This window comes from Sphingopyxis sp. H053 (assembly GCF_001468225.1).
GTDB lineage: Bacteria > Pseudomonadota > Alphaproteobacteria > Sphingomonadales > Sphingomonadaceae > Sphingopyxis.
In genome coordinates this window covers 22,872-49,775 of the sequence record NZ_LNRU01000003.1, presented here as the reverse complement: position 1 = coordinate 49,775, position 26,904 = coordinate 22,872, and the positions used below count along the sequence as shown (strand labels likewise).

Below are 26,904 nucleotides of genomic sequence, written 5' to 3'. Positions count from 1 at the left end.
ACAAAAAGGTGCGCCCGTGCGCCGCGTTTATCAACCAGTCTCGGGTTTCCAATATGTGACGCCATTCCCTTCGACTTTGGCGTCATCGCCCGGTGCCCGGGCTCCATCCCCGCTCATGCCAGACCGGAAGAACCCGCCCCAGCCTTATTATGTGATTGATTAATTGATTGTGCAACCCGGTCGGGGGATGCTAGCTCACCGGATCAGCAATGGAAAAGGTCCGCGGATGACAGGCAAGCCGCTTCGCGTTCAGGTCGAAAGCGCCGAAGACGTAGCCGTCGTGCGCTTCGCCAATCCGCCGCACGGCACCATCTCGAACGGCGGTGCGGCGGACCTTGTCGCGGCGATCAGGCCCCTCCTCGCGGCGGCCGAAACACGAGCGATCATTCTCACAGGCGGTCAGGAAGGCATCTTCATCCGCCACGCCGACGTCGGGCAAATTGCAACTTCGCTTGAACGCGTAGGCATGGGAAGCGTCGATCCGCAAGCCTTTGCGACCAGCGCATTCGCCGAACTCGGCGCGATGCTCGACGCCGCCGAAAAGCCGGTGATCGCCGCGATTGACGGCCTGTGCATGGGCGGCGGCTTCGAAATTGCACTCGCCTGCACCATGCGGATCGCATCGCCCGCCGCCACCGCGATCGGCCTTCCCGAAATTCGCCTCGACATCTTCCCCGGCGGAGGGGGAACGCAGCGGCTGTCGCGACTGGTCGGACGCCATCGGGCCCGCCTGTTCATGCTCCGCGGCGACGTCATGACGGCCAGCCAGGCGCTGGCGGCCGGCCTTGTCGATGAAGTGGTCCCCTGTGCGCTCGATCGTGCCCTCGAATTGGCCGGCATGTTCGCCGGCCGTTCGACCGCCGCGGTGTCCGCGATCCTGCGCCTGACGGCCACTGACGAAGACCGGGAGAGGCTGGCCGCGGAAGCTTGCCGGTTTGGCGAGCTTGGCCTCACCGGCGAGGCGCTGCCGGAGGCGCTCTTCCAGTTCGCAGAAGGCGATGTCGGACTTGAAACGATGCGATGAAGGGGCTGTGCGCAGCGTCAGGCGTCAGGCGTCAGGCGTCAGGCGTCAGGGCTCCGGCGAAACTCTGACGACGAGCTTTCCGTCGTTGCCCCCTGTAAACAGCAGGTCGAGCGCGGCCACCGCCTCCTCGAGCCCGTCGACGACATGATCCATCCAGGCAAGCCGGCCCTCGGCAATCCACGACGAGAGGTCGGCGAATGCTCCAGGCGCCTGGCGAAGATAATCGATCACGATGAAGCCTCGAACGGTCAGGCGCTGCATGAGGATTCGCCCGAAGTCGCGCGGCCCCGGCATTGGCCCGTCCTCATTGTAGGCGGAGATCATTCCGCACAGCGCCATGCGGCCATCCTTGCGGAGACGCGAGAAAACGGCATCCATGATCGGACCGCCGACATTTTCGAAATTCATGTCGATACCTGTCGGGTACAGCCGGTCGAGCGCGACACCGACATCCTCGTTGCGATAGTCGATCGCCGAATCAAACCCCAGAGTCTCGGTAAGCCAGCCGCATTTTTCCGGGCCGCCGGCAATCCCGACCACTTGCGCGCCCTTGATGCGGCCGATTTGACCGACGATCGAGCCGACGGCACCCGCCGCCGCGGACACCGCCAGGACTTCGCCTTCCCGAGGCTTGCAGATGTCCAGCAGCCCGAAATAGGCCGTCAGTCCCGTCGCCCCGAGGACCGACAAATAGGCCGTCAGCGGAACTCCAGCCTGCGGCGCGATACGACGCGATCCGCGCTCATTCGCTATCGAGTAAAGCTCCCAACCGCCGGTCGATGGCAGGACGAGGTCCCCGACGCGAAAGCGGTCCGAGCGCGAAGCCTCGACGACCCCGATCGTGCCGCCGCGCATGACGTCGCCCACACCGACCGGAGGCAGATATTGGTCGCGATCGCTCATCCAGAGCCGGTTCGTCGGATCAAGCGAAAGATAGAGGGTGCGAACCAATATCTCTCCGTCCGCGAGCGGGCCTATGGGCGTTTCCCGCAGTTCCAGGTCCGCAGCGCCAGGCGCGCCTTGCGGACGGCGCTTCAATATCCATTGGCGGTTCTTCATATCCTATCTCCTTAAGCGCGGGACAGCGACCAGAGCCAATTCCCATCCGGGGCGCGCGGCGACCCTTTCACAAGAAAGTCTGACCATGATTGCCATCAAATTCTGCCTGCGGCGGTTGCCCGCTCTCACATTGTCCAAATTTCAGGACTATTGGCTCAATCAACATGCACCGCTTGTTCGCAGCGTTGCCGAGAGGCTTGGCATCCGCCGCTATGTCCAGTCGCACGCCCTTGACGACGACGGGCTTACCCGTGCTTTGGCTGGCCGCGGCTGCGAGCTTCCGCCCTACGACGGTATTGCCGAGCTTTGGTACGATAGCGCGGCTGCCGTGCGAGCGGCGGGTATGACCGAGGCAGGACGCGCCGCAGGCAGGCTGCTGCTCGCCGACGAGAAAAGGTTCATCGACCTTCCCAACTCGCCCATCTTCTGGGTTCAGGGGCACGACATCATCAGCAATGGATAGCGGCGGGCGAATGCGCCGCCCGCCGCTATTTGTCATCGGCTCCAATCCGTCAGCCAAAGCTTCGACGTCAAAGCCTTTCGATGATGATCGCCGGCGCCATGCCGCCGGCGGCGCACATGGTGACCAGGCCATAGCGGCCGCCCGAGCGTTCGAGTTCGTCGAGCGCGGTGCCGATCAGGATCGAGCCGGTCGCGCCGATCGGGTGACCGAGCGCCATCGAACCGCCGTTGATGTTGACCTTTTCACGATCCAGATCCAGGTCGCGGATGAACTTCTCGGCAACGACCGAGAAGGCCTCGTTGATTTCCCAGACGTCGATGTCGTCCTTGGTCAGCCCCGCCTTTTCGAGCACCTTCTTCGCCGCCGGGACCGGGGCGTTGAGCATCAGCGTCGGGTCGTCGCCGATATTGGCATAAGCGACGATGCGCGCGCGCGGGGTCAGGCCGTTCTTCTCGGCATAGGCTTGCGACGTGAGCAGGATCGCCGCGGCGCCGTCGACGACGCCCGACGAATTGCCCGCATGATGGAAATGCTGGATTTCGAGGTCGGGATAGCGGCGGTTGATCTGCTTGCGGAAGGTCACCCCGCCGCCAAGATCGAAATCGGCCAGGCCGCTGAAGCTGGGCTTCAGCGCGGCAAGCCCTTCGGCGGTCGTTTCGGGGCGCGGAAACTCCTCGCGGTCGAGCGCAACGCTGCTGTCTGGGTTAAGGACGGGGACGACCGACTTGCTGAAACGGCCTTCCTTGATCGCCTTGTCGGCGCGCTGCTGGCTGACGAGCGCGAGCGCATCGAGAGCCTCGCGGCTGATGCCGTCCATCGTCGCGATCGCGTCGCCGCAAATTCCCTGGTGCGATTGCGGGTGGAGCGTGTCGAGCGCTTCATGACCCGATCCCATCATCTGGGGGGCAAGGCCGGCGTTGGCCTGCTCAGCGGCGTGGCTGGCGGTAAAGCTCATCATTTCGGTGCCGCCGGCGATCACGCAATCTTCCATACCCGACATCACCGACGCCGCCGCGAAGTTCACCGAACTGATGCCGCCGCCGCAGAAGCGGTCGAGCGTCGTGCCGCTCGCCTTGATGTCATAGCCCGCCGAGAGCGCCGCCATGCGGCCGAGATCACCGCCCTGCTTGCCGACCTGGCTCGACGTCGACCAGACGATGTCGTCGACCGTTGATGTGTCGAGATTATTGCGGTCGCGGATCGCAGCGAGCACCGTCGCGGCAAGATGCTGCGGGTGAAGGTGCGAAAGCGCGCCCTTGCCGGGCTTGCCGATCCCGCGCGGGGTGCGGACGGCGTCGATGATATAGGCTTCAGTCATGAAAGCATGCCTGCAAGAGGTTGGTCCGATCCAGAATTAGTCGAGCGATTAATTTAATCCCTTGCTTCGATCAAGCGAATTGGTCGACGCGGCAGGAATGCTCGGGAGCCCGACCGGCGGCGAGCCCGCATGCAAAAAACGCTTGCCTCGTCGCATAATCAATTGAATGATTAAATAGAGCCAATTGTTTGCGGCCACCTGATGGGAGAAAATCCGGATGAGCTTTTTCGATAGCTTCACGATGACGATCGGAGGCAAGGCCGTCTCGTCGAGCGAGACGATCGATGTCATCAATCCGGCAACCGAGGAGATCGTTGCCAAAGCTCCCGACTGCTCGGAAAAGCAGTTGGATGACGCCGTGGCCGCCGCCCGCGCGGCCTTTCCCGGCTGGCGTGCTACACCGATCGAAGAGCGGCGGCGCGCGGTGGCCAGGATTGGCGAGGTTCTGACCGAGCACCAGGCCGACTTCGCCCGTCTGTTTACGCTTGAGCAGGGACGCCCGCTCGACGGCGCGGCGCAGGAGATCGCCTTCGCCGCCTATTGGGCCAATGAGGTATCGAAGCAGGACATTCCGGTTACCGTCACCGAGGATAGCGCTTCAAAACGGTCCGAAACGCGCCACGTCCCGCTCGGGGTGGTCGCGGGCATCGTACCCTGGAACTTCCCGGTCAATCTCGCCGTATGGAAGATCGCACCGGCGCTGCTTACCGGCAATACCCTGGTGCTCAAGCCTTCGCCCTTTACACCGCTCACGATGCTCAAGTTGGCCGAGCTTCTTCGCGAGCATCTTCCGCCAGGCGTGTTCAACGTGATCAGCGGCGGCGATCGCCTTGGCCCTTGGCTGACCGCGCATGAGGGCATCGACAAGATCAGTTTCACAGGCTCGACCGCGACTGGCAAGCGCGTCATGGAAACCGCGTCCAAAGGCCTCAAGCGGGTGACCCTTGAGCTCGGGGGCAATGATGCGGCAATTGTCATGCCCGATGTGGCGCTGGATGAGGTGGCCGACAAGCTCTTCTTCTCGGCCTTCGCGAACAGCGGCCAGATCTGCATCGCGACGAAGCGGATGTATGTGCACGAAGATGTGTATGACAAGGTGGCGGATGCACTTGTCGCGCGCGCGCGCGCCGCGAAGGTCGGCGACGGGCTCGACCAGGGAAGCAGTTTCGGACCGATCCAGAACCGCCCCCAGTTCGAACGTGTCAAGAATCTCATCGAGGACGCCAAGCAGCAGGGGCTGCGCTTCCTTGCCGGCGGCGACGTTCCCGAAGGAACTGGCTTCTTCGTTCCACTCGCGATCGTCGACAACCCACCCGAGGATAGCCGCGTGGTGCAGGAGGAGGCTTTTGGCCCGGTCCTCCCGCTGCTGAAGTTTCGCGACATCGACGAGGTGGTCGCTCGTGCCAACGCCTGCGAATATGGTCTCGGCGGCTCGATCTGGTCAGCCGACACGGAGGCCGCAGCGGACATCGCGTCGCGTCTCGAGACGGGAACCGTGTGGATCAACGACACGCTCTACATCATGCCCTGGACGCCCTTCGCGGGTCACAAGCAATCGGGGATCGGCGTCGAGAACGGCAAGGAGGGACTGCTCGAGTTCACGGTGCCCCAGACGATTACGATCGCCAAATAGGTCCAGCGGAGCTTGGCGTCGGTCTCGGCGCGAGGGGGCAGAATCGTGCGGCTGCGGCTGGAGGCGCCACGCCTGGGCCGCGGCGCCTTGCGTCCTTCCCGCGCAGCTCAACCGGGGCGGCGCGCCGTCAGTTCGCGCGCGGGTCGGCCGAGATTCCCCTGATAAGGTTGTTGCAGAGCTCCGATACGTAGCGGCGTTTGAGATCGTCGTTGATCTCCTCAAGGCCGAACACATGTCGCGCCTGGTGGCGTGAATGGAACAGCTGGTCGCAGGCCCCGACGATCATGAAATAGAAGACCAGAGGATCGACCTCGCGGAAGATGCCCTTGGCCCGGCCTTCTTCCAGAATCGCGCGCTGCGCCTTGGCGACCGGCAGGCTGATTTCCTCGGCGATCTGCTTGCCATAATCGCCCGACGGCTCGTTGGCCAGCTCGTGCATCAGCCGGTTGACATAGGGATATTGATAATAGGTGTTGACCATGCCGCTGATGTGGATGCGCAACTTGTCCTGCGGCGAAGTATCCATTTTCAGCAGCTGCTGCAGGTCCGCCATTCCCTGACCCAGCCGGCGGCGAAGCAGCGCCATCAGCATGCCCGCCTTGTTGCCGAAATAATATTTGACCAGCGCAGAATTGACCCCGCTCCGCGCAGCAATTTCGCTCAACGAAATATCGGTCGTACCCCGCTCGGCCATCAATTGTCCCGCCGCTTCCAGCAGTCGCTCGCGAGACTCCGCTGTCGACGAACCGCCTTCCGCCTCGATCTGCACCTTCATTCGTCACTCCCTGTGGTCGTCCCGGCACGACCATCCCCTGCAATCGGCCCGCCGCAGCTTGCGGCTAGCCGTTCGGATATGGCGTAAATTAATTGATTGAACAATATATTCCCACGCCCTGTGGCGGCGGCGCTGGTCCTATTTGCCAGCCGGTCCAGGCGATAACCTCCACAGCGTTCGCCAGATATAGATGGCCTGCGCGACGCTTGCCTGAAATTATCTATGCGATTAATTGATGGTCCATCGCGATTGAAAAAGTGAGGAGAGTGAGGCCATGGACCTGCAGTTCAGCCGCGCCGACAGGGCGTTCCAGGCCGAGGTTCGCCGCTTCTTCGAAACCGAGTTCCCGCCTTTTGTCCTGAACAAGGTTCGCACCGGTCAGTTTCTCCGCCGTCAGGATTATGAAGCCGCACAGCAGGCGCTCCAGGCCCGTGGCTGGTTGGCTGCCAGCTGGCCCCGCGAGTTCGGAGGCACGGGATGGACGCCGGTCGAACGCTATCTGTTCGAAGAGGAAATGGAGCTGGCGGGCGCGCCGAACCTGGTTCCGATGGGCCTCATCTATATCGGGCCGATCATCTGTGCGTTCGGCACGCCCGAACAACAGCAGCGCTGGCTGCCCGACATCCTCTCGTCGCGCTCCTTCTGGGCGCAAGGCTATTCGGAACCCGACGCGGGGTCCGACCTCGCCAGTCTCGCCTTTTCGGCGGTACGCGATGGCGACGATTATATTCTGAATGGCTCCAAGATATGGACAAGCGGCGCCCACATCGCGGACTGGATTTTCTGCCTCTGCCGGACCTCGCACGAAGAAAGAAAGCAGGACGGCATATCGCTCATCTGCGCCCCGATGAATTGCGAAGGCATCAGCGTGCGGCCGATCGTTTCGATCGATGGCGCGCATGAGCTGAACCAGGTCTTCTTTACCGACGTCCGTGTTCCCGCCGCAAACCGCATCGGGGAGGAGGGGCGCGCGTGGCATTATGCAAACGTCCTTCTCAAGAATGAGCGCCTCTCTTACGCGCATGTTGGCCGCAAGAAGCGCGACCTTGCGACCCTCCGCACGATGGTCGCGGGCGACCGCGCCTTCGCCCGGCGGCTTGCCGATGCAGAATTTACGGTGATGGTGCTCGAACAGCAGGTTCTGAAGGCGCTTGTGCATGGAAGCGATGCCGCCACCGTCGCAAGTCTGAAGATCGGTTGCACGCAGGCCGCGCAGTTGATCACCGAGCTGTATATCGACCGGGCAGGGGAGCATGCGGCGCCCTTTTTCGATCGCTCTCGTTCCGACTGGCATGAGGCGACGCCGCTCATTCCCGAGTTTGCCGCGGTCGCCACGGCTTCCTATTTCTTCGAGCGCGCGCAAACGATCTACGGGGGGACCACGGAAATTCAGAAGAATCTGGTCTGGCGCGCCATCGGCTCCGCTCGCTGAGCGTCGGTCGCGCTCCGTGCCGTCATGTTTCGGCGCATGTCACGCCGGGAGGCGGGACGGTTCAGCTTGATCGCGCATCATTAATTGGGTAATTAAAATGCTGTGGCTTACGGTAAGGCAGCGAGAATAGCATATGATGGGAATGGCGGACGGCAAGGCGATGCTTACGGGCTTGAAGGTCGTCGATCTCACGACCGTCGTCTTCGGACCCTATTGCACCCATATTCTCGCTGAGCTCGGCGCCGACGTCATCAAGGTCGAAGTGCCGGGAAGCGGGGACTCTTTTCGCTGGTCGGGCAAGGCGGCCGCGACCCACGGCATGGCGCCTGCTTTCATGGCAATCAACGGCAGCAAGCAATCGATCGCCCTCGATCTCAAGACCGCTGCCGACCTCGAGACGATGAAGAAGCTTCTGTCGGATGCGGATGTGTTCGTTCTCAATGTCAGGGGCAAAGCCGCCGAACGTCTCGGCTTGGACTATGAAGCGGTAAAGGCGATCAAGCCCGATATCATTTATGCGCATTGCGTCGGCTTCGGTCAGGATGGCCCCTATGCCGATCTACAGGCCTATGACGACGTCATCCAGGCAGCGTCGGGGACGGCAACGCTTCTCCCCCGCGTCGATGGCGATCCGCGCGCGCGCTATCTGCCCTCGCTGATCGCCGACAAGGTCGCCGGTCTTCATGGGGCGCACGCGGTGCTCGCCGCCATTATCCATCACATGCGGACTGGCGAGGGTCAGCTCGTTGAAATTCCGATGTTCGAGGTCTTCACCAATTTCATGCTGCTTGAGCATCTCGGCGGTCTGGCCTTCGACCCTCCCAATGCTCCGGTTGGCTATTTTCGCCAGATCGATCCCGATCGCCAGCCTTTCCCGACCTCCGACGGCTACGTGAGCATCGTCGCTTACACCGACGAAAGCTGGTCGCGGATATTCGAACTGCTTGGCAATCCGGGCTTCCTCGATCAGGACGCGTTCGCAACCCGCAAGGCGCGGGGGCGCAATCTCCCGCTCCTTTACCGCGAAATAGCAAGGTTGACGCCAGGCTTCACGACCGCCGACCTCGTTGCGCGCTGCCATGCCGCGCAAATCCCGGCTCAGCCTGTCCGTGACCTCGCCGACATCATGAATGATCCGCATCTTGCCGCCACCGGCTTCTTCGAAGCCTATGAGCATCCCACCGAAGGACGGTGCTTCCGGATGGGGCATCCTGTCCGCTTTGGCGTATCGCTGGGAGGAGCCGGCAAGGTCGCCCCGGCGATAGGCGAACAGAGCGAAGAAATCCGCCGATCCATCTCCGGATGACCGCTTTTGGTGCGGGCCTCGAATCCCGCATCCGAAGCCAGATTCCGCGCGATGACGGCATTGTGTGAAGCCACCGTCCGAAACAAGGGCGGGGCAAGGAGCAGGAGAGAAGATCATGCGCGCCAGACTGCGCCAAGAGGCTGACTGTATTGCGGTTTACGCCGTCACCTTCCTCGTTTGGGGCGCCATTTTGATGACGATCGCCGCCAAGCTCTGACCTTGCCGCGCAAGGCTCGCACTCCCGGCAAGATCGATGCGGCTTGATCGCGCCGCTGCGCCGGCCAAACCGGCACACCGCCGTGCGATTGGCTCATTGCCCCATGGAGAGTTTGAGCTGGGCTCCGGTAATGCTCGCCGCCTCGTCTGAAAGCAGAAAGGCGACGACGCGAGCGGCCGCCTGGGGCGAAATCCAGTCGCTCAGGTCAGCATCCGGCATGTCCGCGCGGTTCGCCGGCGTATCGATGATCGTCGGCAGCACTGCGTTCACCCGAATTCTCATGGGCCGAAGCTCCTCCGACAAGCTTGCCGTCAGCGCAGCGACTCCGGCTTTCGACGCAGTGTAGGGCGCCATTCCGACTTGCGGGTCTGTCGCAGCGGCGGCGCCGATATTCACGATTGAGCCGCCGTGCTCGAGGTGAGGGAGTATGGCATGTGAGGACGCCACTGCCGTTCGAAGATTCATGCGGTACATCCGGTCCCAGCTGTCGATCGATCCGTGTTCGAGCGTCTCCCAGACGAACCCTCCCGCGACATTGACCAGTCCCTTGATGCCTGACTTTTCCGCCGCGATCCGGGCATAGGCTTCCTTCACGACATCGCTGTCCGCGAGATCAATGCCGCTGGTGACAGACGCGGCGTCTTCGTGCGCACCCGACATATAATCGACGACCGCCACGTCATGACCGCGCGAAGCGAGTTCGGTGGTAATCGCCCGGCCCAGAATTCCCAAACCGCCCGCCACAATTATGCTCGACATTCATGCCTCCCGTTACCGACCCGCGACGACCAACAGGCCTCACGCGGATTCTCCAAAAATTGGGCGATCAGCCAAACGCCCGCCCGCGCTCGACGACGTCGAGACGTCTCGCCTCGACCTCTTCAGCGGTCACCTGCAGATTGGCCGCCCGCGAGCGCTCGCGTTCGAGGGCGAGCGCTTCCCCCAGCGCTAGCGCGTGGCCATCGTCGATCAAGCGCTTGTAGGACGCGATCATCGAAGGTGCAGCACTCGCAATGTCGCGAGCGATGGCCCGGGCCTTCGGCAGAAGTGCGTCGGGCGCGACGACATGGTTGACCAGCCCCCAGTCGAGCGCCTGTTCGGCGGTGACGAAATTTCCGGTGAGCGAAATCTCCTTGGCGCGCGAAAGACCAACGATGCGTGACAGCTTTTGCGACAGCCCCCAGCCGGGCATGATCCCCACACGGGCATGCGTATCGGCAAAGCGCGCGTTGGTCGACGCGATCAGGATATCGCACGCCAGCGCGAGCTCGAAGCCACCGGTGATCGCCACGCCGTTGATCGCGCCGATGACCGGTTGTGGACAGGAAGCGATCGCCGCCACCGGATCGTCATTCTCGGTCCGCGTCTTCGTTTCTCCCAAGCTGCCGATATCGGCGCCCAGCTCCTTGAGGTCGAGGCCCGCGGAAAAGGCGCGCGATCCCGCGCCGGTCAGGACGATGGCATGGACGGAGCGATCCAGGGCCAGTTCGGTCATCGCCAGGCAAAGCTCCGAACGTAACTTCGCTGACAGGGCATTCATTGCCTCGGGGCGATTCAGAATGACGGTCGCAAGCATGTCATCGCGTATGACTTCGATCAGCTCCATGAGATGTCCTAGGGCGACCGTGGCGCCCGGCCCGCAACTCGGCGGGCACGATATTCTTGGCGGGTGTCAGTTGCTCTCCTGTGGTCGAAATCGCGCAATGGATCATGATGAACCATGATGAGCCGCTCCTGATCTGCGCCACGAGAGGCGGAAAATGGCCGTTGGCATTTCCCTGCCATAACAAGCATCGAGACGCGATATTAATTAATCAAGTAATTCTATTACCTGCCCTCGTCGGGTGTGTCATTGTCATGACGGAGGACAGCCCATCATATTTCGTCCTGCGACGATCCACGTCAGCCGCGGTATGCGGCTGGCAGCCATTCTGCTCGAAACGACGGACATTCGATCCGCTTCTACCATCGGCTCGCGCCATGACGGCTGTGCCCCCGGGGTTTAGACCTGTCAGGCGTTAAAATCCTCGGAATGATGGGGCCTTGTTGCGCGCTGATCGCCCATCATGGGTGCTTCGCGCAAGGCGCCTCGGGCTTGGCGATCAGATCAATGTCGACCATGCATCTTGCTGTTCCTTGCGCACCATTGCTTCGGCACTCGCAGGTCGCACGGTTCGATATGGAGGGTGCTCGGCCTCGATCACTTCGATGATCGCCTCGATCATCTCGGCAGGATCATACTGATGGATGAGCTCGCGAACAGGCCAGTGCCCGACCACTCGCTCGCCCTGATCCCACCACTGATCCATGCTCTCCATGCCGGTGTCATTAAAACCCGTGCGGAAGGCTCCGGGGGTCACCGTCAGCACCTCGACACCATAGGGTTTCAGTTCCTCGTGCATCGCCGAACAGATGCCTTCGACAGCATGCTTTGATGCTGCGTAAGCGCCATCGAAGGGAACCTTGACCAGCCCGGCTACCGATGAGGTCCAGACGATCCGGCCGGCACCGCGCCTGACCATGGCGCGGGCAAAGCCTTGCGCGAGTTCGAGCGCGGCAAAGACATTGGTTTCGAATACGGAACGAAACACCGTCATCGGAATCTCGACCATTGGTCCCGATTCCATGATCCCGGCATTATTGAACAATATGTCGATCTCGATGCCGAGCGCTTTTGCGCGGTCTATCTCATTCAAGACGTCCAGCTTGATAACCTGCATGTCGGACTCTTCCGCCTAGGCAGCATTCCGCAATTCCCAGACCTGGGGCCATATTTGGCAGCCGGCAATTACCCGATGCCCGCGCTTTGCCAGGCCGAACGCGACGCCACGACCAAAGCCGGAAGCCGCACCGGTTATGAGGACCGTCTTGCTCATCTCGTATCTCCCATAGCGTCAATCTTAAGCGTCGATCTCGCCGTTGCGGATCGCGACCCTGATCGCTTGCGCGGTCGTCAAAACGCCCAGGCGCTTGCGGATGCGCCGTAGATGATTTTCGACTGTGCGCTCGGACAGGCCGAGGGTCACGGCGATGTCGGCCTGCGGCCGCCCGGCGGCAGTCCAGGCCAGAACTTCCCGCTCGCGATCGGACAGCTTGCTTACGCTATCGATCGGCGCTTCGAAAACCCTTCGCGCGGCGAGAAATGCCGCCTCCGCAATCAGCCCAAGTGCCAATCGCGCCTGCGGTGATGCGTCGATCCGCTCTCCGCCCAAACTCATTGCGCCCTCAAGTCCTAGCGGGCCGAATATGGGAATCTGGAGGCCATGAGTCCCCTGCCCAAGCGGCACGCGCACAACCCTGTAAAGGTCGCCGTCCTTTCCAACCGTCTTGGTCCAGAAGAAGGGTTCACGCGCCTCAAGAATGTGGCGCGTCACCGGACAGCGGCGGATATAGGTCGCAGCATCGACGCTTTCGCCGTCACCGAACCAGTCGCCCTCAACCCAGTAAATGCTCTGCAGCACCTCATCATGCGCGGCAGATGCCGAGAATAGCACAAACCGGTCGTAGCCTAGGGGGCCGGCAAAGGCGCGGACCCCATTTTCGATTGCGGCAAGTTCGTCGGCCACCTCGATCGCAAGGACGCTCCGAAATGCCGCATCGGCGGTGACCGCGCTCATCGACCGGCCCTATGCATCAACCCACGTCGGCCTCGGCGAGCAATGCTTCGGCGGCCAGCTTGCCGAGCGCATTGCTCGCCAGCGGGCTGTCTCCCGTCAGCAGCTTGCGGTCCCGGTGCACGGCGCCCGAAATACCCTCGTTGATGATCTCGAAACCGAGGGCCTTCAGCTTCTCGCCGAACTTCCAAGTGAGATGACCCGGCATATAGCCGATGTCCGGCGTCGTCGCATCGAGCGCATCGGGGAAGGCACAGATTTTGTAGCCGCGGTAGATGTCGCTGTTCCCGACCGCGAGAAAAGCGGCGGGTCCATGACAGAGCGAAATCAGGAAGCGGTCATTGGCGGCCGCCCATTCCAACGCAGCCTTGACATCTTCGCTCTCGGGCAAGCCGATCAGCGCGCCATGGCCACCGGGAATGAAGATCGCGGCATAGTCTTCGAGCCCGCCGGCAACAACGTCGGCCAAGGTGAGCGGGCTTTTGAACTGAGGGTGATATTTGTCGAAGAAGTCCTTCACCTCGTCATCTTGCGACGGCATCGCCCAGAATTCGAACTTGACCGGGTTGCCCGAGACGGTTGCCACATCGAATGCAAACCCCGCATTGTCGAGATGATACATCGGCAAAAGCGTCTCGACGGGATGATTGCCGGTCGAGAAGAAGGTACCATTGTCGGTGAGAAGATAGCGTTCGTCGGCACCGATCATCAGAATCTTTTTGCTGCCTTGGTAGGGCGCGGCATAGTCCGCACCGCTGAGGTCGGACTTCGGCGAGGTGAACTGGCCGAGCGAATAGGGTGAGGGAAAGAATGCGTCCTTCTCGGCGGGGTCGGATTGCGGTTTCTTGTCGTTTGTTTGAGTGTCAGCCATGAGGTGCTCCTGTGTATGAATTTGTTTCAGCCTAATCCTCCCAGCGGGTGAAACAATGAGGGTTTTCCCTCAACGGTCACGAGGCGCCAGCACCGCGTGCGTTGCGATGCCGAGCCCGCGGTGTGCCGGTACCTACCAGCTTTCGCGAACCCCTTTTGCACGGGTAATCGGTGAACATATTGATCTTTATCTTCAGGCAGCCGCTGAGGTTTTGCCTCGTCGAAGTCCCGGCTATTCATTCACGATGAAGGAGTGTTTGGCAGAATGTTCTCTCGCTGCCTGGGAGTAAGCACCCCGCTTGAAAATGAAGCGTCCATGCTGCGGCGATCTGGCTTAGATCGAGTGGAGGATGGGTGGTGGGGCGTGCGCGTGCCGCGAGCCGCGATCGAACGGATTGCCGAGGCCGGTGGCTTAATCGGCCTCACCGAGGACCGCCAGGTGGGCGCCGGTCACGTGGTCCGCGTGGAATATTGCCTATTGTGAATGAATTCCGATCTGGAGCCAGTTCGCATTGCGGAATCGCGTGATTGACGCATGATGGCGGCAGCGCCGATGATGTATCGGCGCGTGACCGGGTTTCGCTACGCATGTCCAGGCCCAAGCTAAAGGTAGCGATACGCTCACCGACGAGTGTTTCCTTTTCCCGGTCGCTCTTTTGCGAAAACTTCTTCATGCGATTATTATTGGATAATAAAATGGATGGCGTCTTGGCCAGAGCATAACTTCCTCAATGCGACTCATTCCGGTCGCTAATTGGGAAGGAAGACGTGATGAATAAGCAGCATAGCAGCGAGCTGATCGATCTCGGCGCGATCAGTGTCGAAACCCGGGGCATCGAACCCCTCGGCCCCGTCGATGAGGACCAGGGCGAACACTATCTGTTCGCCGGCGGCATCACCGTCGACGATTGACAGCGCTGGCGTGCCGCCACCGTGCGGCACGCCATTCGCAGCGGCTTGCCTGAAACCTTCATGACACCCTTGCTGCGCCCCGGCCTGCACTATCGGTGCGTGAACGAAAGCTTCGTCTTCTTCGACCTTCTTGAAAACCGTTATTTTCTGCTCGCCGGCAGCTCAGCGGAGGCCTTCCAACGCTTTCTCAACGGGACTTCCACGCAGGCCGACCATGACGAACTGCAAAGCTGCGGTCTCACCGGCGAGACCGGGAAGGGGAGAGTGCCGCGCGCGGTTTCCATAGCCAGTCCGTCTCGCAGCCTTGTGGATGCTCCGCTTCGTCGTTCTGACATTCTTTCCGCCGTAGCGAGCGTGGCCGCGCAGCGGCGCGCGCAGCGCGACCTGCGCCGCCGCCCGATCGCCCAAATCCTCGGTGAATTCTCCGGCGCGCATGACTCCATACCGGCAGCGACCGGGGAGGCGTGCGAAGCAATCGCAGCGGCCTTCCACCGCGCGAGGCGCTATGTGTCGATCGCCGACCAATGCCTTCCCCGCGGCATCGCGATGAAGCGCATGATGGCCCGGCAAAAGCAGGGCGTCTCGCTTGTCTTCGGCGTCACCATGCCTTTCGCCGCGCACTGCTGGGTGCAGGCCGGCGACCTCGTTCTGACCGATCCGCTCGATGTCGTGCTCCATTATGAACCGATCTTCGCTGTCTGATGGTAGGCGGCTATCATATCGACCTGGGTCCGAACTCGGCTAGCCTCTCGCTGCATGGCGTCCCGCCGGATATCCTTCTGCCCGGCGCCGCGATCTGGTCAGGGGAGCCGCTAATCCGCGTCGGGCCGCGGACCATCATCATCGGCCGGCTTTTCCGTCGCGGCACACCGAGCACTTCGGTCCTCACAATAGGACAGGCGGAAGCGGACCGTCTAATGGACGATCGGGGGCGCGGGCTGCTCGGCGGATATTGGGGTGGCTATGTGGTCGTGCATGTGGGGCCGGATGATGCGGTGCGTATATTTCGCGACCCTTCCGGGCTGCTTCCCTGCTATTTCCGCATTGGAGCGGAAGGGGTCGCTCTCGGCGGTACGATCTTGAACCTCGCCGCGCCCGGCCCCGATGCCGTCGACTTTCCGGAGCTTGCCTGCATCCTTGCGGGCGGAGATTTGCGCGGACGGAAGACATGTCTTGCCGGCGTCGAAGAGTTGATCGCGGGCGAGTGCCTCGTCTTCGATCGGGGGCGGGCTACGACGGAGCCCTGGTGGTCACCCTGGGATCATGTAGGGGGTAGTGGCATAGGCTCGGAAGACGCTGTTGTTTCTCTCGTCACCTAAGTCGGGGAATATGACCGGAGCGGAGATCGTGATTGATGGCGGCCTACTCGCATAGAATGGTCGGCACCCGCAGCGCTGTGGCTGGACTTTGGAATGTCTGCTCTCTTTGTTGAGCAGCCCAAAAGCTGCCTGTGTGTAACCGGCCATCTGTGTTTTCAGCCGGGAGCGGATTCCCGGAGGATGAGGCTCACCGGCAGCGTCGACGAATAGGTGCCTTCCCCTTCCAGCCGTCGAAACAGATGATCGACGATCGTCGCCGCGATACCGGGGACATCTTGCCGAATGGTGGTTAGCGCCGGATGGGATTGCGAGGCGAGATCGCTGTCGTCGAAACCCACGACGGAGATGTCGTCAGGGCAGCGCATGCCTGCACTCTCAAGCGCGCGGATCGCGGACAGCGCGATGCCGTCAGAGGCCGCAAAGATGCCGTCGAATTCCACCGCCCGCGCGAGAAGATCGCGCACCGCGTCATGGGCCGAGGGTCCCGTAAAATGCGCGGGCAGGACGAAGCTCTCGTCGACCGACAGGCCATGATCGCCGATCGCCTGCCGGTAACCGTCCAGCCGGAGGTCGATCTGCGGCAGTTCGGCGGGACCGAGGAACAGGATGCGCCTGCGGCCGGATCGGAGCAAATGGTCCGTGGCAAGCCGGCCGCCCTCGAAATTGTCGGAGCCGACGGAGCAATAGATTTGATCTGGCAGTTCTGAACCGAAGACGACCAGCGGGCGGTAGTCGCGGGCCGCAAGGTTAAGGGCCTGATGCTGGTCGCTCTGCCCGACGATGATGAAGCCGTCGGCGCGCTGCGACTGAACGAGGCGCCCTAGCCAATGCGCGTCGGGCGAGGGCTCGCGCACGAGCAGGATGTCGTAGCGCCGCTGCGAAATCTCGTCGGCGAGATGTCCGAACAGGCGCAGGAAGAAGGGGTCTGAAATCAGCTGCTCGCGCTCGTGGCCAAGCGGGACCGCGACGGCGATCGTCTGCGTCTGGCTCTGGCGCAGGTTCCGCGCGGCGCGGTTCACGACATAGCCATGCTCTCTCGCCAGCGCCTGGATCGTAGTTCGCGTCGCCTCGGGAATGGTGGGATGATCGGCAAGCGCCCGCGACACGGTCGACGAGGATACCCCCGCGATCCGCGCAATGTCCGTCATCTTGACTGCCCGGCCCGACTTTGGGCGCACCTTTTCCAGTTCCATTCCACTCGCCCGTCTGCGTTACGCCATCGATTGCACCGCCGATCAGGCCTGCGCAAGGTCCGGCGTCAAATTCGGTGCCGTGTTGTGATCGGCGTTGCGCGCCACAAGGCTTTCGACGACCGCCGCATGATGCGACCGATCGATCCTGTATCGCCGAAGAAAGGGGATGGCCGCGAGCACGACCAGCGCGCCGCCGAGGCCCCATAGGAGACCCACCGACGTGGCGATATCCGGCGGGACGATCCCGCTCGCTTTCGCCGGCGCCACGAACCCGATGAGTTGGAGACCGAGTCCGGAAAGGAAGGCACCGAGACCGGTGGCAGCCTTGGCTCCGACCATCAGCGCCGCGGCATAGAGGGCCTCGCGGCGCACGCCGAAGAGGTGATCATGCTCATCGACCGCGTCGGCGATCATCGAGTAGAAGCAGACGAAGCAGAGCGCGCCGCAGCCGCCGAAGAGCAAGCCGCTGATCGCGACGAGAACGACCGCGATCATCGACCCCGCGGGAATGACGCCGGTGACGGCGAGCAGGGTGATGACGATCTGGTAGACGCCGAGCAGCGTGATCGCGCCGACGACGCCGTCGCGCTTTTCGATGCGCCGCAGCAAGAGGCCTGCGGCGAGGGTTCCGAGCAGCATGCCGAGCGGCAGAACGAGCAGCGGCAGCTGCATATAGGCGGTCGGCAGCTCCCAGAAATAGCGGTACGCGTGAAGGTTGAGCGCCGTCGTCGCGCCCTGGCCGACCAGCACCAGCACCGCGCCGCCGAACATCGGCACGAAGGACGGATTGCGAAACATCTGTGCCATGTCCGACAGGAAGCCGGTGCCCGTCGCCTCGCCGGGCGGCATCGGCAGCCTGCGCACGGTCTTGAAGATCCCCCCCACGCAGACCGACCCGAACCCGCCGATCAGGCAGGCGGTCATGAGCCCGAGCCACTGGTAGGGTGGCCGGGTCTGGAGCGCGCCGTCTTCGGCGAACAGGAAGCCGAAGGCGGGGAGAAGCGCGGCCGCGGTGCCCAGCACGATGAACAGGGCCCGGTAGGTGCTGATAATCGAGCGCTCGCCATAATCGTCGCTGAGTTCGGCGGTCAGCGCCGAATGAGGGAGCGCGAAAACCGACAGGCCGACACGCAGGACGATGTGGAGCGCCAGCACATAAGCGAAGAGGGCGCCGCCGGCGAGATTGGCGGGGAGCGTGAACAGCAGCGCCGAGGCGATCATCATGGGCGGAAGCGCGATCGTCATGAAGGGGAGGCGGCGGCCCCAGCGCGACCGCCAATTGTCCGAGAGCCGCCCGATGAACGGATCGAGCAACCCGTCGACGCCAAGCGAGATCAGGAAAATGCTGCCGGCGGCAACCCCCGACATCCCGCATACGGCGGTGAGATAGAAGAGGAGGAAGGTGTTGACGATCGCCTGGACGATGGCGTCGACGGCTTGACCGCTCCCGTAATAAAGCTTCGTCGAAGTGCCGACTTTGGCGCCTTTCGGAAGGTCGGTCGGTCCTGTCATGCGTGCTCTCCACCTACATTCGTTGCCGCCGGGTAACAGAGAGTTGACAACTGCGCAATCGATTGCGTAAACCGCACGCAATCGATTGCGTATTCCATCGCGGATTCGCAGCTTATGGGGAGAGGACCTATGACACGCCGCCTGACCGCCGCCGCCTTTACCGGCATTGCACATATCGCATTGATCACTCCGGTGATGGCGCAAGATGCAGCTTCCACGACGGAAAGCAGTGACAGCGACATCGTCGTGACGGCGTCGCGCCAGGGCTCGCAGTCGCTGATCGACACGCCGCTCGCGATCCAGGCCTTCAGCGGCGAGCAGCTCGAAGAGCGCGGAATCCGCGAGACGACCGATCTTGTGAACTCGATCCCGGGTGCTTCGCCGGGCGAACAGGTCGGCTCGGTGATCAAGACCTTCTCGCTGCGCGGCGTGGGAGCCGCGGGCGGCATCGGCGACTCGCCGATCGGCTACTATATCGACGACGTTCCCTTCGCGATTCCCAATTCGCCGATCGCGCCGCCGCTCCGCTTCATCGATATCGACCGCATCGAGGTCCTGCGCGGGCCGCAGGGTACGCTCTATGGGCAGGGTTCGGCAGGGGGCACGATCATCTACCATACGCGCGAGCCCGATCTCGACAATTTCGAGATGCGCGGCGAGGCGACGATCGCGAAGATGGATGATGCGAGCGCGCTGAACTACGGGGTGTCGGCAGCGATCTCGGTGCCGCTGATCAAGGATCGGCTCGCGATCCGCATCAGCGGCGGCTATGACAAGCGTGCCGGCTATGTCGATATCTTCAGCGAGACGCCGGCGACCGGTGGGCCGTCGTTCAAGAATGCCAACGACGTCACCAACCGCGACGTGCGGGCGGTCCTGCTCTGGCAGCCGACCGACGCGCTGCGCATCCGGGCGCAGGCCGCGCACTGGGAACCGCGCCAGAATTATACGCAGAGCATCAACCAGCTTGAGCCTGCCCAGCAGTGGTTCAGCGGAACCACGCGCGGATATGAGAACGGGAATTTCGATCTCTACAGCGTGTCGGTCGAATATGACGCCGGCGCCGCGATCCTCAGCAGTTCGACCAGCTATCTCGATGCCGAATATGGCTATCTGACCGGACAGACCTTCGGACCGCTCGGCACCGGCGCGCTCTTCAACGGTTATGATGCGCGCAGCTTCGCGCAGGAAATCCAGCTTCGCTCGAACGGCGATGGTCCGTTCCACTGGCTGGTCGGCGGTTTCTACCAGAATGCTAAGGCGCTCTTCAGCTTCGATGCCAACTTGACCGCGCTCACCATCAGTGGGTTCAACGATACGCGGACCCGCAACTATTCCGCTTTCGGCGAAATCAGCTACGATCTGTTCGGCGGCAAGCTCGTGCCGCTGGTCGGCATCCGCTATTACAAGGACAATCGACGCTTCGATGCGGACTCGATCCTGACCGGAACGGGCTCGGGGCAAACCAAACCCGACAAGGTGACGTGGCGCGCGAACCTTTCCTGGTTCCCGACCGACGATCTGACCGCCTTCGTGACGGTCAGCACGGGATTCCGGAGCGGCATTACCCAGACGCCGTTCCAGGCCTCGCTGGTCGAGGCATCGGGGATCCCGTCGTCGATTGCGCTCAATCCCGATACGCTCACCAACTATGAGGCGGGCATCAAGGCGAAGCTTGCCGACGGACGCGTCCAGCTCGGGCTCAACGTCTACCGCATCGATTTCAAGGATCTGCAATTCGGTCTCACGCCGTTCGGCGTTTCCGCGTTCGCGAACGTCGGCAAAGCCCGCACGACGGGGGTCGATCTCGAAGCGCGGTGGCGCACCCCGATCGATGGCCTCAATCTCGGCGCGGTCGCCAACTGGAACGACAGCGAATTCCGCGACATCTATCCCGCCGTCACCGCCTCGCTTCCCAACGTCGCCAATGGCGAGCGCCTCTCGAGCACAGCGAAGTATAATTATCGTCTCGATGCCGATTTCGAGCGGCCGCTCGGCAGCGGCGACCTGCGCTTCTTCCTCAACGGTGCGGCCAGCCGCACCAGCAGCCGGGTCATGTACGACGGCTATGTCGTCCGGCCCTACTCGCTCTACAATGCCAGTGCGGGAATCCGCACGGACCGCTGGGAGCTTTCGATCTTCGGCGAGAATCTCGCCGACGAACGCGGTCCGTCTTTCGTTCGCAACAGTCTGCTGCTCGCCGGACCTTATCCGCGCACCATCGGCCTGCGCTTGCGCACCACCATCGATTGATCAGGAGGGGCGAGCGCAGCGGCGCTCGCCCCCTCATTTGATTCCGATGTTCGACGGCGCGTCCGTCCGGTTTTCGAATATTTGAGAGTGAAATTATCATGATGGTTCCGGCTCGCTGGACGGGTGATCATATCGAGGCGATCGACGCAGCGCCCGTTCTGCGGGCGCCGCTGCTCAGCGAGGAAGATTTCGCACCGATCGCTCCCGATCTCGGCGTCTGGGACGCCTGGCCTGTGCAGGACGAGGCCGGAAAGCCGATCATCCTGGCCGGTGGCAGGCAGCTGTGGATGGCACTCGGCGCGCCGCGCTTCGCCGACCCGGACGAGCGCCACGGGCATGCACGCATCCACCTGCTGCTGCACAGCGCGGAAGGATGGCGGCACCTCGGGCCGGCCATGCCAGACGGCTTTTCACCCGGTAGCCGCGAATGGTCGGGGTCGGCCGTCGCTTCCGCGGACCTTGCGACCGTCGCCCTATATTTTACCGCTACCGGGCGTCGCGGCGAGCAGATTTTGACCTTCGAGCAGCGTTTATTTTCAGCGTTGGCGACGCTCGACCTGTCGGGCGAGGCACCCAGGCTTGGCGATTGGCGCGAGCTGGAAGAAATCGTCCCGATCGACCTCGAGCATTATATGTCCACCTGCGGCGGCCCGAGCGAGGTCGGGAAGATCAAGGCGTTCCGCGATCCGGCCTTTCTCCGTGATCCGGCGGGAGGCGATGATTATCTGCTGTTCGCGGGATCGCAGGCGCGCTCGCGGTCCGAATATAACGGCGTCATCGGAATTGTTCGCCGACAATGCGGCGAGCAGGGCTGGACCCTCCTTCCGCCGATCGTCAGCGCAGACACGCTCAACAACGAACTCGAGCGACCGCACATCATTTTCCACGCCGGCCTTTATTATCTCTTCTGGTCGACGCAGCGTCATGTTTTTGCGCCGTCGGGGCCTGCCGGCCCGACCGGGCTCTACGCAATGGTATCCCCCGCGCTCTTCGAGGGCTGGCGCCCGGTCAATGGTAGCGGGCTGGTGTTCGCCAATCCCGAAGCCGCGCCGGCGCAGGCCTATAGCTGGTTCGTACTGCCCGACTTGTCCGTCACGAGCTTTGTCGATGACTGGAGCGGCGGCGATGACCGGAACTTCGGCGGCGCGTTTGCGCCGTTCGTTCATCTGTGGCTGGCAGGCGACAAGGCAGGGATCGCGCGATAGCTATGGTCCCTATGAAGACAATCGCCGGCATCGAACTGGGGGGGACGAAAGCGCTGGCTGTCCTTGCCCGCGGGAGCGAGATTCTGGCGAGCGCGCGATTTGCGACGACGACGCCAAATGAAACGCTCGGCGCCCTCGTCGATACGCTCGAAGGGTGGAAGCGGCGCGAAGGATTTGCCGCGCTCGGAATAGCTTCTTTCGGTCCGCTGCGGCTTGATCCGGGTGCAACGGATTTTGGCACAATGCTCGCCACGCCCAAGGCAGGCTGGAGCGGAGCCGATATCGCGGGTGCGCTGGGCGCGGTCGCGGATTGCCCGTGGCGTATCGATACCGACGTCAATGCCGCGGCCCTTGCCGAATGGCGCTGGGGCGCTGGACAGGGCCTCGACAGCCTCTGCTATCTGACGCTCGGCACCGGCGTCGGCGGGGGCTTGCTGCTCGGAGGGCGCCCCGTGCACGGGGCGCTCCATCCCGAGATCGGGCATCTCCGATTGCGGCGCGCAAACGGCGACGAGTTTTCGGGTAGCTGCCCGTTTCATGGCGACTGCATCGAGGGCCTGTTGTCGGGTCCTGCGCTGCAGGCGCGGTTCGGCAGGGCGGGCGAGGAAATACGGGCAGATGATCCGCGCTGGTCGTTTGTCGCGCACGACCTGGCCCAGCTGATCGGTGCTCTTCTGCTGGTAACGAGCCCGCAGAAAATCCTGATAGGCGGCGGGATCGGCATGGGCCGCTCCTTTCTGCTCGAACGCGCCTGGCAGCATGTCGTCGCGGACCTGGCTGGCTATCTTCCCTTCGTCCCGGGCGACGCGGCCGAAGATCTGGTCACGCTTCCGGCGCTCGGAGACCGGGCCGGGCCGCTTGGCGCCGTCGCGCTCGGCGAAGCCGTGTTGATCGATGCCCGAACCAAGGAGGGAAAATTTTGACCAACCGTTCCCAAATTCAGGGCACCGTCGATCCGCAATTCGCGGCGTGCCGCGACGCATTCGAAGCGAACTTCCAGGAGGGCGGCGAACGCGGGGCCGCCTGCGCCATCTATCGTGACGGCCAGCCGGTGCTCGATCTCTGGGGCGGCTCGGCAGATGCCAGCGATCAAACCCCCTGGTATCGCAATACCGCCGTCCCCGTTTTCTCGGTCACCAAGGGAATATCGGCACTGTGCGTCCTGTCGCAGGTCTCGAACGGCAGGATCGATCTCGATCTGCCGCTCGCGCACTACTGGCCCGAGTTCGCGGCGCACGGCAAGGGCGATATCAGTGTCCGCAAGGCGCTCGCACATCAGGCTGGCGTTCCCCTGATAAGCGGACCGATCACGATCGCAGGCCTGGCCGATACAGCCGCGATGGCAGCAAGGCTTGCGGCGGAAGCTCCGCTGTTCGAGCCGGGCACGGCACACGCCTATCATGCGATCACCGTGGGCTGGATCACGTCGGAACTGATGCGGCGGGTGACCGGCCAGACCATCGGAGAATGGTTCCGCGCCAATCTTGCTGGGCCGTTGGAACTCAACATACAGATTGGCCGCAGCGGCGACGCGCAGTCGCCCATTGCCGCCGTCGAGGTTCCGGCCGAATATGACACGCCCGAACTTGACCCGTCATCGATCGCAGCGCGCGCGATATCGCTGAATGGCCTTTTCCCCGCGCGGATGAGCGGTCTCGCCGACGCCATGAACGATCCCGCCGTGCAGCGCGTCGAACTGGCGGGCGCAAATGGTGTCGCCGACGCGCGCTCGCTCGCGCGGCTCTATTCGAAGGCGATCGGTAGCGTCGGCCAGGCTCCGCTTGTTTCGGAGGATTGCCTTCGCGACGCCTGTCGTACCGTGTCTTCGGGAACGCCTTTCGGTCAGGACTTCGCCGGTCCGACCTGGGGCGCGGGCCTCATGCTGCCATGGGCGATCCAGCCGATGCTCGGCGAGGGATCGTTCGGCCATGACGGGGCGGGGGGCTCGCTCGCCTTTGCCCACCCATCCTCGGGTGTCAGCTTTGCCTATGTCCGCAACCGCACCGGCCAACCCGGCGTCAGGGACCCACAAGTGTACCGCGTCGTCGATGCGCTGGCGCGCATCCTCGGCCTTTCCATTCCAACTTATTGACGGAGTTTATCGTGGCGCTCGACCCAGTATTGCAGCAACTTGTCGACCAACTGCCTTCCGTGCCGCCGGGGCCCGTCGACTATCCGACGCTTCGGGCGCAGGCTGCCGCGATGATCCCGATGATCGTTGGGCCGGGCGGCCGCATAGACGTTGCTTCGATCGAAGACCGGCAGATCGAAACGCGCGACGCCAAGGTCCCACTCCGGATTTACCGTCCATCGACCGAGCCGACGGGGACGCTGCACTATATTCACGGCGGCGGCTGGGCCATCGGCGACCTCGACACCGTCGATCATACCATCCGCCGGCTATGCCGGGATCTCTCGATGGTGGTGGTGGCCAGCAGCTATCGTCTCGCCCCCGAGCATCCCTTCCCGGCGGGATTTGACGACAGCCTCGCGGCCGCGCGCTGGATTGCCGCCAATCGGTCGTCCCTCGGCGGTGATAGTCTGCCAGCGATCATCGGCGGCGATAGCGCCGGCGGCAATCTAGCGGCCGCAATCTGCATCGCTATGCGCGACGAGCCCCAAGAGGGACGGCCCTTTGATGCACAGCTCCTGCTCTACCCGGCCGTCGACCTCGACGCCGGCGAGAATGACTATCCGTCCCGCGTTCGCGACGCTGATCCGACGCTCCGCCGCGCGAGTCTGACGGTGTGTGTCGCCGATTATGCGCAGGGCGCCGACACCGCCGATCCGCGCCTGTCGCCTCTCAAGGCAGACGATCTCTCGCGCTTGCCGCGTGCGTTGACGGTCGTCCTATCGGTCGATCCGCTGCGCGACGAGGCCGTTGCCTACGCCGGACGCCTGCGAGATGCGGGGGTTCGCTCCGAACTCCTGGAGTTCGATCATCTGACGCATGGTTTCGTGCATTTTGCCGGGATCATACCGGCTGCCGCCGAGGCGACCGATGAGGTCGTCGCGCGGCTGCAAGCTTTGCTGGCGAATGGGTAGACTGCGGCTGGCCGCGATCAGGTTGAGGACATGCTAGATGACAATCCCGGGTTTGATGCAGAACCTGCCGCTCAACATTTCGCAGATATTGCGCTTTGCAGCGACAGCGCACGGCGATCGCGAGATCGTATCGAAGGACTGCGACGGCAAGCTCTTTCGTTACGATTATGCGGGTGCGCTCTCGCGAGCGGCGGCGGGGGCCGAGTGGCTCATGAGCCTCGGGCTCGAACCGGGGGACCGGATCAGCTCGCTCGCTTGGAATACGCACCGGCATTTCGAACTGTTTTTTGCTGCGCCCGGGAAGGGGCTTGTTCTCCACACCGCCAATCCGAGGCTCCCGGACGAACATATCGCATTTACGATCAACCATGCCGAAAGCCGGGTGCTTCTCTATGACGCCAATCTGCACGAGATCGTCGAGCGGCTGAAACCCGCGCTCCATACGATCGAGCATTTCGTGATGCTGACCGGGGATGACTATGATCGGCGCATCGCTGAATTTTCCGGGACAACCCTTTGGCCCGACCTCGAGGAGAACAGCGGGGCCTTTCTCTGCTACACATCGGGCACCACCGGCGATCCGAAGGGGGTGCTCTACTCGCACCGCTCGGTGGTGCTGCACGCGCTTGTCGCCGGCCTGTCGGGCGCGCTCGGTTTCTCTGCCTTCGACGTGATCTTGCCGTGCCAGTCGCTCTATCACGCGACGGCCTGGGGCCTCCCATTCGCGGGAGCGATTAACGGAGCGAAGTTCGTATTTCCGTGCGACAAATTCGACGGAGCGAGCCTGCAAGAGCTGATCAAGTCCGAGGGCGTCACCTTCTCGGGCGGCGTGCCGACAATCTGGACCATGTATCTCGATCACCTCGCCCGCACGGGCGAGGACACGGGGACGCTCGAGCGTGTCGTGATTGGCGGGTCGGCCGTGCCGCGCGCGATGGCGGAGACGTTCGAGACCCAATATGGCGTCAAGGTTCGCCAGATCTGGGGCATGACCGAGATGTCGCCGCTCGGCGTGCTCGCAACACCGACGCCCAAGGTTGCAGCACTAGGCCATGATGAAATGAACGACATCATCTGGACGCGGCAAGGCCGGCTCCAGTTTGGCGTCGAACTCAAGATTGTCGACGATGATGGTCAGGACCTGTCGCACGATGGTGTCCAGGCAGGCAGCGTCCTCGTTCGTGGACCTTGGGTGCTGGAACGATATTACCGGCAAGCGGTCAGCGCGCTCGACGCCGACGGATGGTTCGATACCGGCGACATCGCCACTGTAGATGCGAATGGTTTTATGCGCATCACCGACCGGAAGAAGGACGTCATCAAATCGGGCGGCGAATGGATCAGTTCGATCGACATCGAAAATGTCGCCGTCGCTTGCCCGGGCGTCAAAATCGCGGCCGTTATTGGCGTATTTCATCCCAAGTGGGAGGAACGGCCGCTCCTCGTCATCGAACCTATGCCGGAAGCCTCGTTGACCGAAGCGGATGTCCGGGCATGGCTTGAGCCCCGGCTCGTCAAATGGTGGCTTCCCGACCAGATCATTTTCGCTGACGTGCCGCTCACGGCGACTGGAAAGATCGACAAGAAGGCGCTCCGCACTTTCTACAAAGGCCGGCTGACGGCGTAATGTCCACTAACTTGCCGTCGTTCCCAAAAGCTGCCCGCCCCAGATCGGCCAGTTTTGCCGAAAATCCGACCCCTGCTTGAGTTTTGATTCCGACCACATTTGATAGTTGAGCCCGACATATGAGGGG

Annotated in this window: 23 protein-coding genes and 1 pseudogene; 14 read left to right on the top strand and 10 right to left on the bottom strand. The window is 62.7% G+C overall.

Annotated features, from left to right (window positions below; translation table 11 throughout):
* The first annotated feature begins 226 nt into the window (after positions 1 to 226).
* Complete coding sequence (locus ATE70_RS06110; protein WP_058537078.1) at positions 227 to 1,024, top strand: enoyl-CoA hydratase/isomerase family protein; 798 nt, start codon at positions 227 to 229, stop codon at positions 1,022 to 1,024.
* 45 nt (positions 1,025 to 1,069) lie between these two features.
* Here the strand turns inward: ATE70_RS06110 and ATE70_RS06105 are convergent, their stop codons facing one another.
* The gene (locus ATE70_RS06105; protein ID WP_058537077.1) at positions 1,070 to 2,083 is read right to left on the bottom strand and encodes an NADP-dependent oxidoreductase; all 1,014 of its coding nucleotides are present in this window, start codon (positions 2,081 to 2,083) and stop codon (positions 1,070 to 1,072) included.
* Positions 2,084 to 2,168: 85 nt separating this feature from the next.
* On the opposite strand from ATE70_RS06105, the gene ATE70_RS06100 reads away from it, so the two are divergent.
* Entirely contained in the window at positions 2,169 to 2,546 is a 378-nt protein-coding gene (locus tag ATE70_RS06100) for an EthD domain-containing protein (protein ID WP_058537076.1), read from the top strand.
* Between the two features lie 67 nt (positions 2,547 to 2,613).
* Here ATE70_RS06100 and ATE70_RS06095 read toward each other — a convergent pair whose 3' ends face one another.
* A complete protein-coding gene (locus tag ATE70_RS06095) occupies positions 2,614 to 3,864 on the bottom strand; it encodes an acetyl-CoA C-acetyltransferase (RefSeq protein WP_058537075.1) in 1,251 nt (416 codons plus the stop codon).
* A 217-nt stretch (positions 3,865 to 4,081) separates the two neighbouring features.
* On the opposite strand from ATE70_RS06095, the gene ATE70_RS06090 reads away from it, so the two are divergent.
* Positions 4,082 to 5,497, top strand: a complete 1,416-nt coding sequence (locus ATE70_RS06090; RefSeq protein ID WP_058537074.1) for an aldehyde dehydrogenase family protein — start codon at positions 4,082 to 4,084, stop codon at positions 5,495 to 5,497.
* A 127-nt stretch (positions 5,498 to 5,624) separates the two neighbouring features.
* Here ATE70_RS06090 and ATE70_RS06085 read toward each other — a convergent pair whose 3' ends face one another.
* Positions 5,625 to 6,272, bottom strand: coding sequence for a TetR family transcriptional regulator (locus tag ATE70_RS06085; RefSeq protein ID WP_058537073.1), 648 nt, complete (start codon positions 6,270 to 6,272; stop codon positions 5,625 to 5,627).
* Between the two features lie 274 nt (positions 6,273 to 6,546).
* Here ATE70_RS06085 and ATE70_RS06080 point away from each other — a divergent pair, with 274 nt between their 5' ends.
* Together ATE70_RS06080 and ATE70_RS06075 are read left to right on the top strand one after the other, a co-directional pair.
* Positions 6,547 to 7,704, top strand: coding sequence for an acyl-CoA dehydrogenase family protein (locus tag ATE70_RS06080; RefSeq protein WP_058537072.1), 1,158 nt, complete (start codon positions 6,547 to 6,549; stop codon positions 7,702 to 7,704).
* A gap of 133 nt (positions 7,705 to 7,837) precedes the next feature.
* Positions 7,838 to 9,010, top strand: coding sequence for a CaiB/BaiF CoA transferase family protein (locus tag ATE70_RS06075; protein ID WP_231732804.1), 1,173 nt, complete (start codon positions 7,838 to 7,840; stop codon positions 9,008 to 9,010).
* 310 nt (positions 9,011 to 9,320) lie between these two features.
* On the opposite strand, the gene ATE70_RS06070 is transcribed toward ATE70_RS06075, so the two are convergent.
* The 5 genes and pseudogenes from ATE70_RS06070 to hchA all read right to left on the bottom strand — a co-directional run bounded on the left by ATE70_RS06070 (position 9,321) and on the right by hchA (position 13,712).
* Positions 9,321 to 9,986, bottom strand: coding sequence for an SDR family NAD(P)-dependent oxidoreductase (locus ATE70_RS06070; protein WP_058537071.1), 666 nt, complete (start codon positions 9,984 to 9,986; stop codon positions 9,321 to 9,323).
* Between the two features lie 67 nt (positions 9,987 to 10,053).
* Positions 10,054 to 10,833 carry an enoyl-CoA hydratase gene (locus ATE70_RS06065; protein ID WP_156419803.1) on the bottom strand — a complete coding sequence of 260 codons (780 nt, stop codon included), beginning with the start codon at positions 10,831 to 10,833 and terminating at the stop codon, positions 10,054 to 10,056.
* Between the two features lie 496 nt (positions 10,834 to 11,329).
* Positions 11,330 to 12,103: pseudogene (locus ATE70_RS06060) on the bottom strand (SDR family oxidoreductase).
* Between the two features lie 24 nt (positions 12,104 to 12,127).
* Complete coding sequence (locus ATE70_RS06055) at positions 12,128 to 12,844, bottom strand: PA1136 family autoinducer-binding transcriptional regulator (RefSeq protein WP_058537070.1); 717 nt, start codon at positions 12,842 to 12,844, stop codon at positions 12,128 to 12,130.
* Between the two features lie 16 nt (positions 12,845 to 12,860).
* Entirely contained in the window at positions 12,861 to 13,712 is an 852-nt protein-coding gene (hchA, locus tag ATE70_RS06050) for a glyoxalase III HchA (protein WP_058537069.1), read from the bottom strand.
* A 770-nt stretch (positions 13,713 to 14,482) separates the two neighbouring features.
* On the opposite strand from hchA, the gene ATE70_RS24700 reads away from it, so the two are divergent.
* The 3 genes from ATE70_RS24700 to ATE70_RS06040 are packed head-to-tail and all read left to right on the top strand — an operon-like array spanning position 14,483 to position 15,942.
* Positions 14,483 to 14,623 carry a benenodin family lasso peptide gene (locus ATE70_RS24700; RefSeq protein WP_156419802.1) on the top strand — a complete coding sequence of 47 codons (141 nt, stop codon included), beginning with the start codon at positions 14,483 to 14,485 and terminating at the stop codon, positions 14,621 to 14,623.
* 21 nt (positions 14,624 to 14,644) lie between these two features.
* Positions 14,645 to 15,325 (top strand): lasso peptide biosynthesis B2 protein, encoded by a 681-nt coding sequence (locus tag ATE70_RS06045; RefSeq protein ID WP_156419801.1) that lies wholly within the window; start codon positions 14,645 to 14,647, stop codon positions 15,323 to 15,325.
* Positions 15,325 to 15,942 (top strand): hypothetical protein, encoded by a 618-nt coding sequence (locus ATE70_RS06040; protein ID WP_058537067.1) that lies wholly within the window; start codon positions 15,325 to 15,327, stop codon positions 15,940 to 15,942. Before ATE70_RS06045 ends, ATE70_RS06040 begins: the two co-directional genes overlap by 1 nt.
* 155 nt (positions 15,943 to 16,097) lie before the next feature.
* Here the strand turns inward: ATE70_RS06040 and ATE70_RS06035 are convergent, their stop codons facing one another.
* On the bottom strand, positions 16,098 to 17,090 hold the full coding sequence (locus ATE70_RS06035) for a LacI family DNA-binding transcriptional regulator (RefSeq protein ID WP_156419800.1): 993 nt from the start codon (positions 17,088 to 17,090) through the stop codon (positions 16,098 to 16,100).
* An 87-nt stretch (positions 17,091 to 17,177) separates the two neighbouring features.
* Positions 17,178 to 18,647 carry an MFS transporter gene (locus ATE70_RS06030; RefSeq protein ID WP_058537065.1) on the bottom strand — a complete coding sequence of 490 codons (1,470 nt, stop codon included), beginning with the start codon at positions 18,645 to 18,647 and terminating at the stop codon, positions 17,178 to 17,180.
* Between the two features lie 129 nt (positions 18,648 to 18,776).
* On the opposite strand from ATE70_RS06030, the gene ATE70_RS06025 reads away from it, so the two are divergent.
* The 6 genes from ATE70_RS06025 (at position 18,777) to ATE70_RS06000 (ending at position 26,777) form a co-directional block, all read left to right on the top strand.
* Positions 18,777 to 20,900: a TonB-dependent receptor gene (locus ATE70_RS06025; RefSeq protein WP_058537064.1), complete on the top strand. Its 2,124-nt coding sequence runs from the start codon at positions 18,777 to 18,779 to the stop codon at positions 20,898 to 20,900.
* A gap of 98 nt (positions 20,901 to 20,998) precedes the next feature.
* Positions 20,999 to 22,105: a glycoside hydrolase family 68 protein gene (locus tag ATE70_RS06020; RefSeq protein ID WP_231732802.1), complete on the top strand. Its 1,107-nt coding sequence runs from the start codon at positions 20,999 to 21,001 to the stop codon at positions 22,103 to 22,105.
* 11 nt (positions 22,106 to 22,116) lie between these two features.
* Entirely contained in the window at positions 22,117 to 23,028 is a 912-nt protein-coding gene (locus tag ATE70_RS06015) for an ROK family protein (RefSeq protein WP_231732801.1), read from the top strand.
* On the top strand, positions 23,025 to 24,197 hold the full coding sequence (locus ATE70_RS06010) for a serine hydrolase domain-containing protein (RefSeq protein WP_058537063.1): 1,173 nt from the start codon (positions 23,025 to 23,027) through the stop codon (positions 24,195 to 24,197). Before ATE70_RS06015 ends, ATE70_RS06010 begins: the two co-directional genes overlap by 4 nt.
* Positions 24,198 to 24,208: 11 nt before the next feature.
* Positions 24,209 to 25,150, top strand: a complete 942-nt coding sequence (locus tag ATE70_RS06005) for an alpha/beta hydrolase (protein ID WP_058814412.1) — start codon at positions 24,209 to 24,211, stop codon at positions 25,148 to 25,150.
* A gap of 37 nt (positions 25,151 to 25,187) precedes the next feature.
* The gene (locus tag ATE70_RS06000) at positions 25,188 to 26,777 is read left to right on the top strand and encodes a long-chain fatty acid--CoA ligase (RefSeq protein WP_197411399.1); all 1,590 of its coding nucleotides are present in this window, start codon (positions 25,188 to 25,190) and stop codon (positions 26,775 to 26,777) included.
* The last annotated feature ends 127 nt before the right edge of the window (positions 26,778 to 26,904 follow it).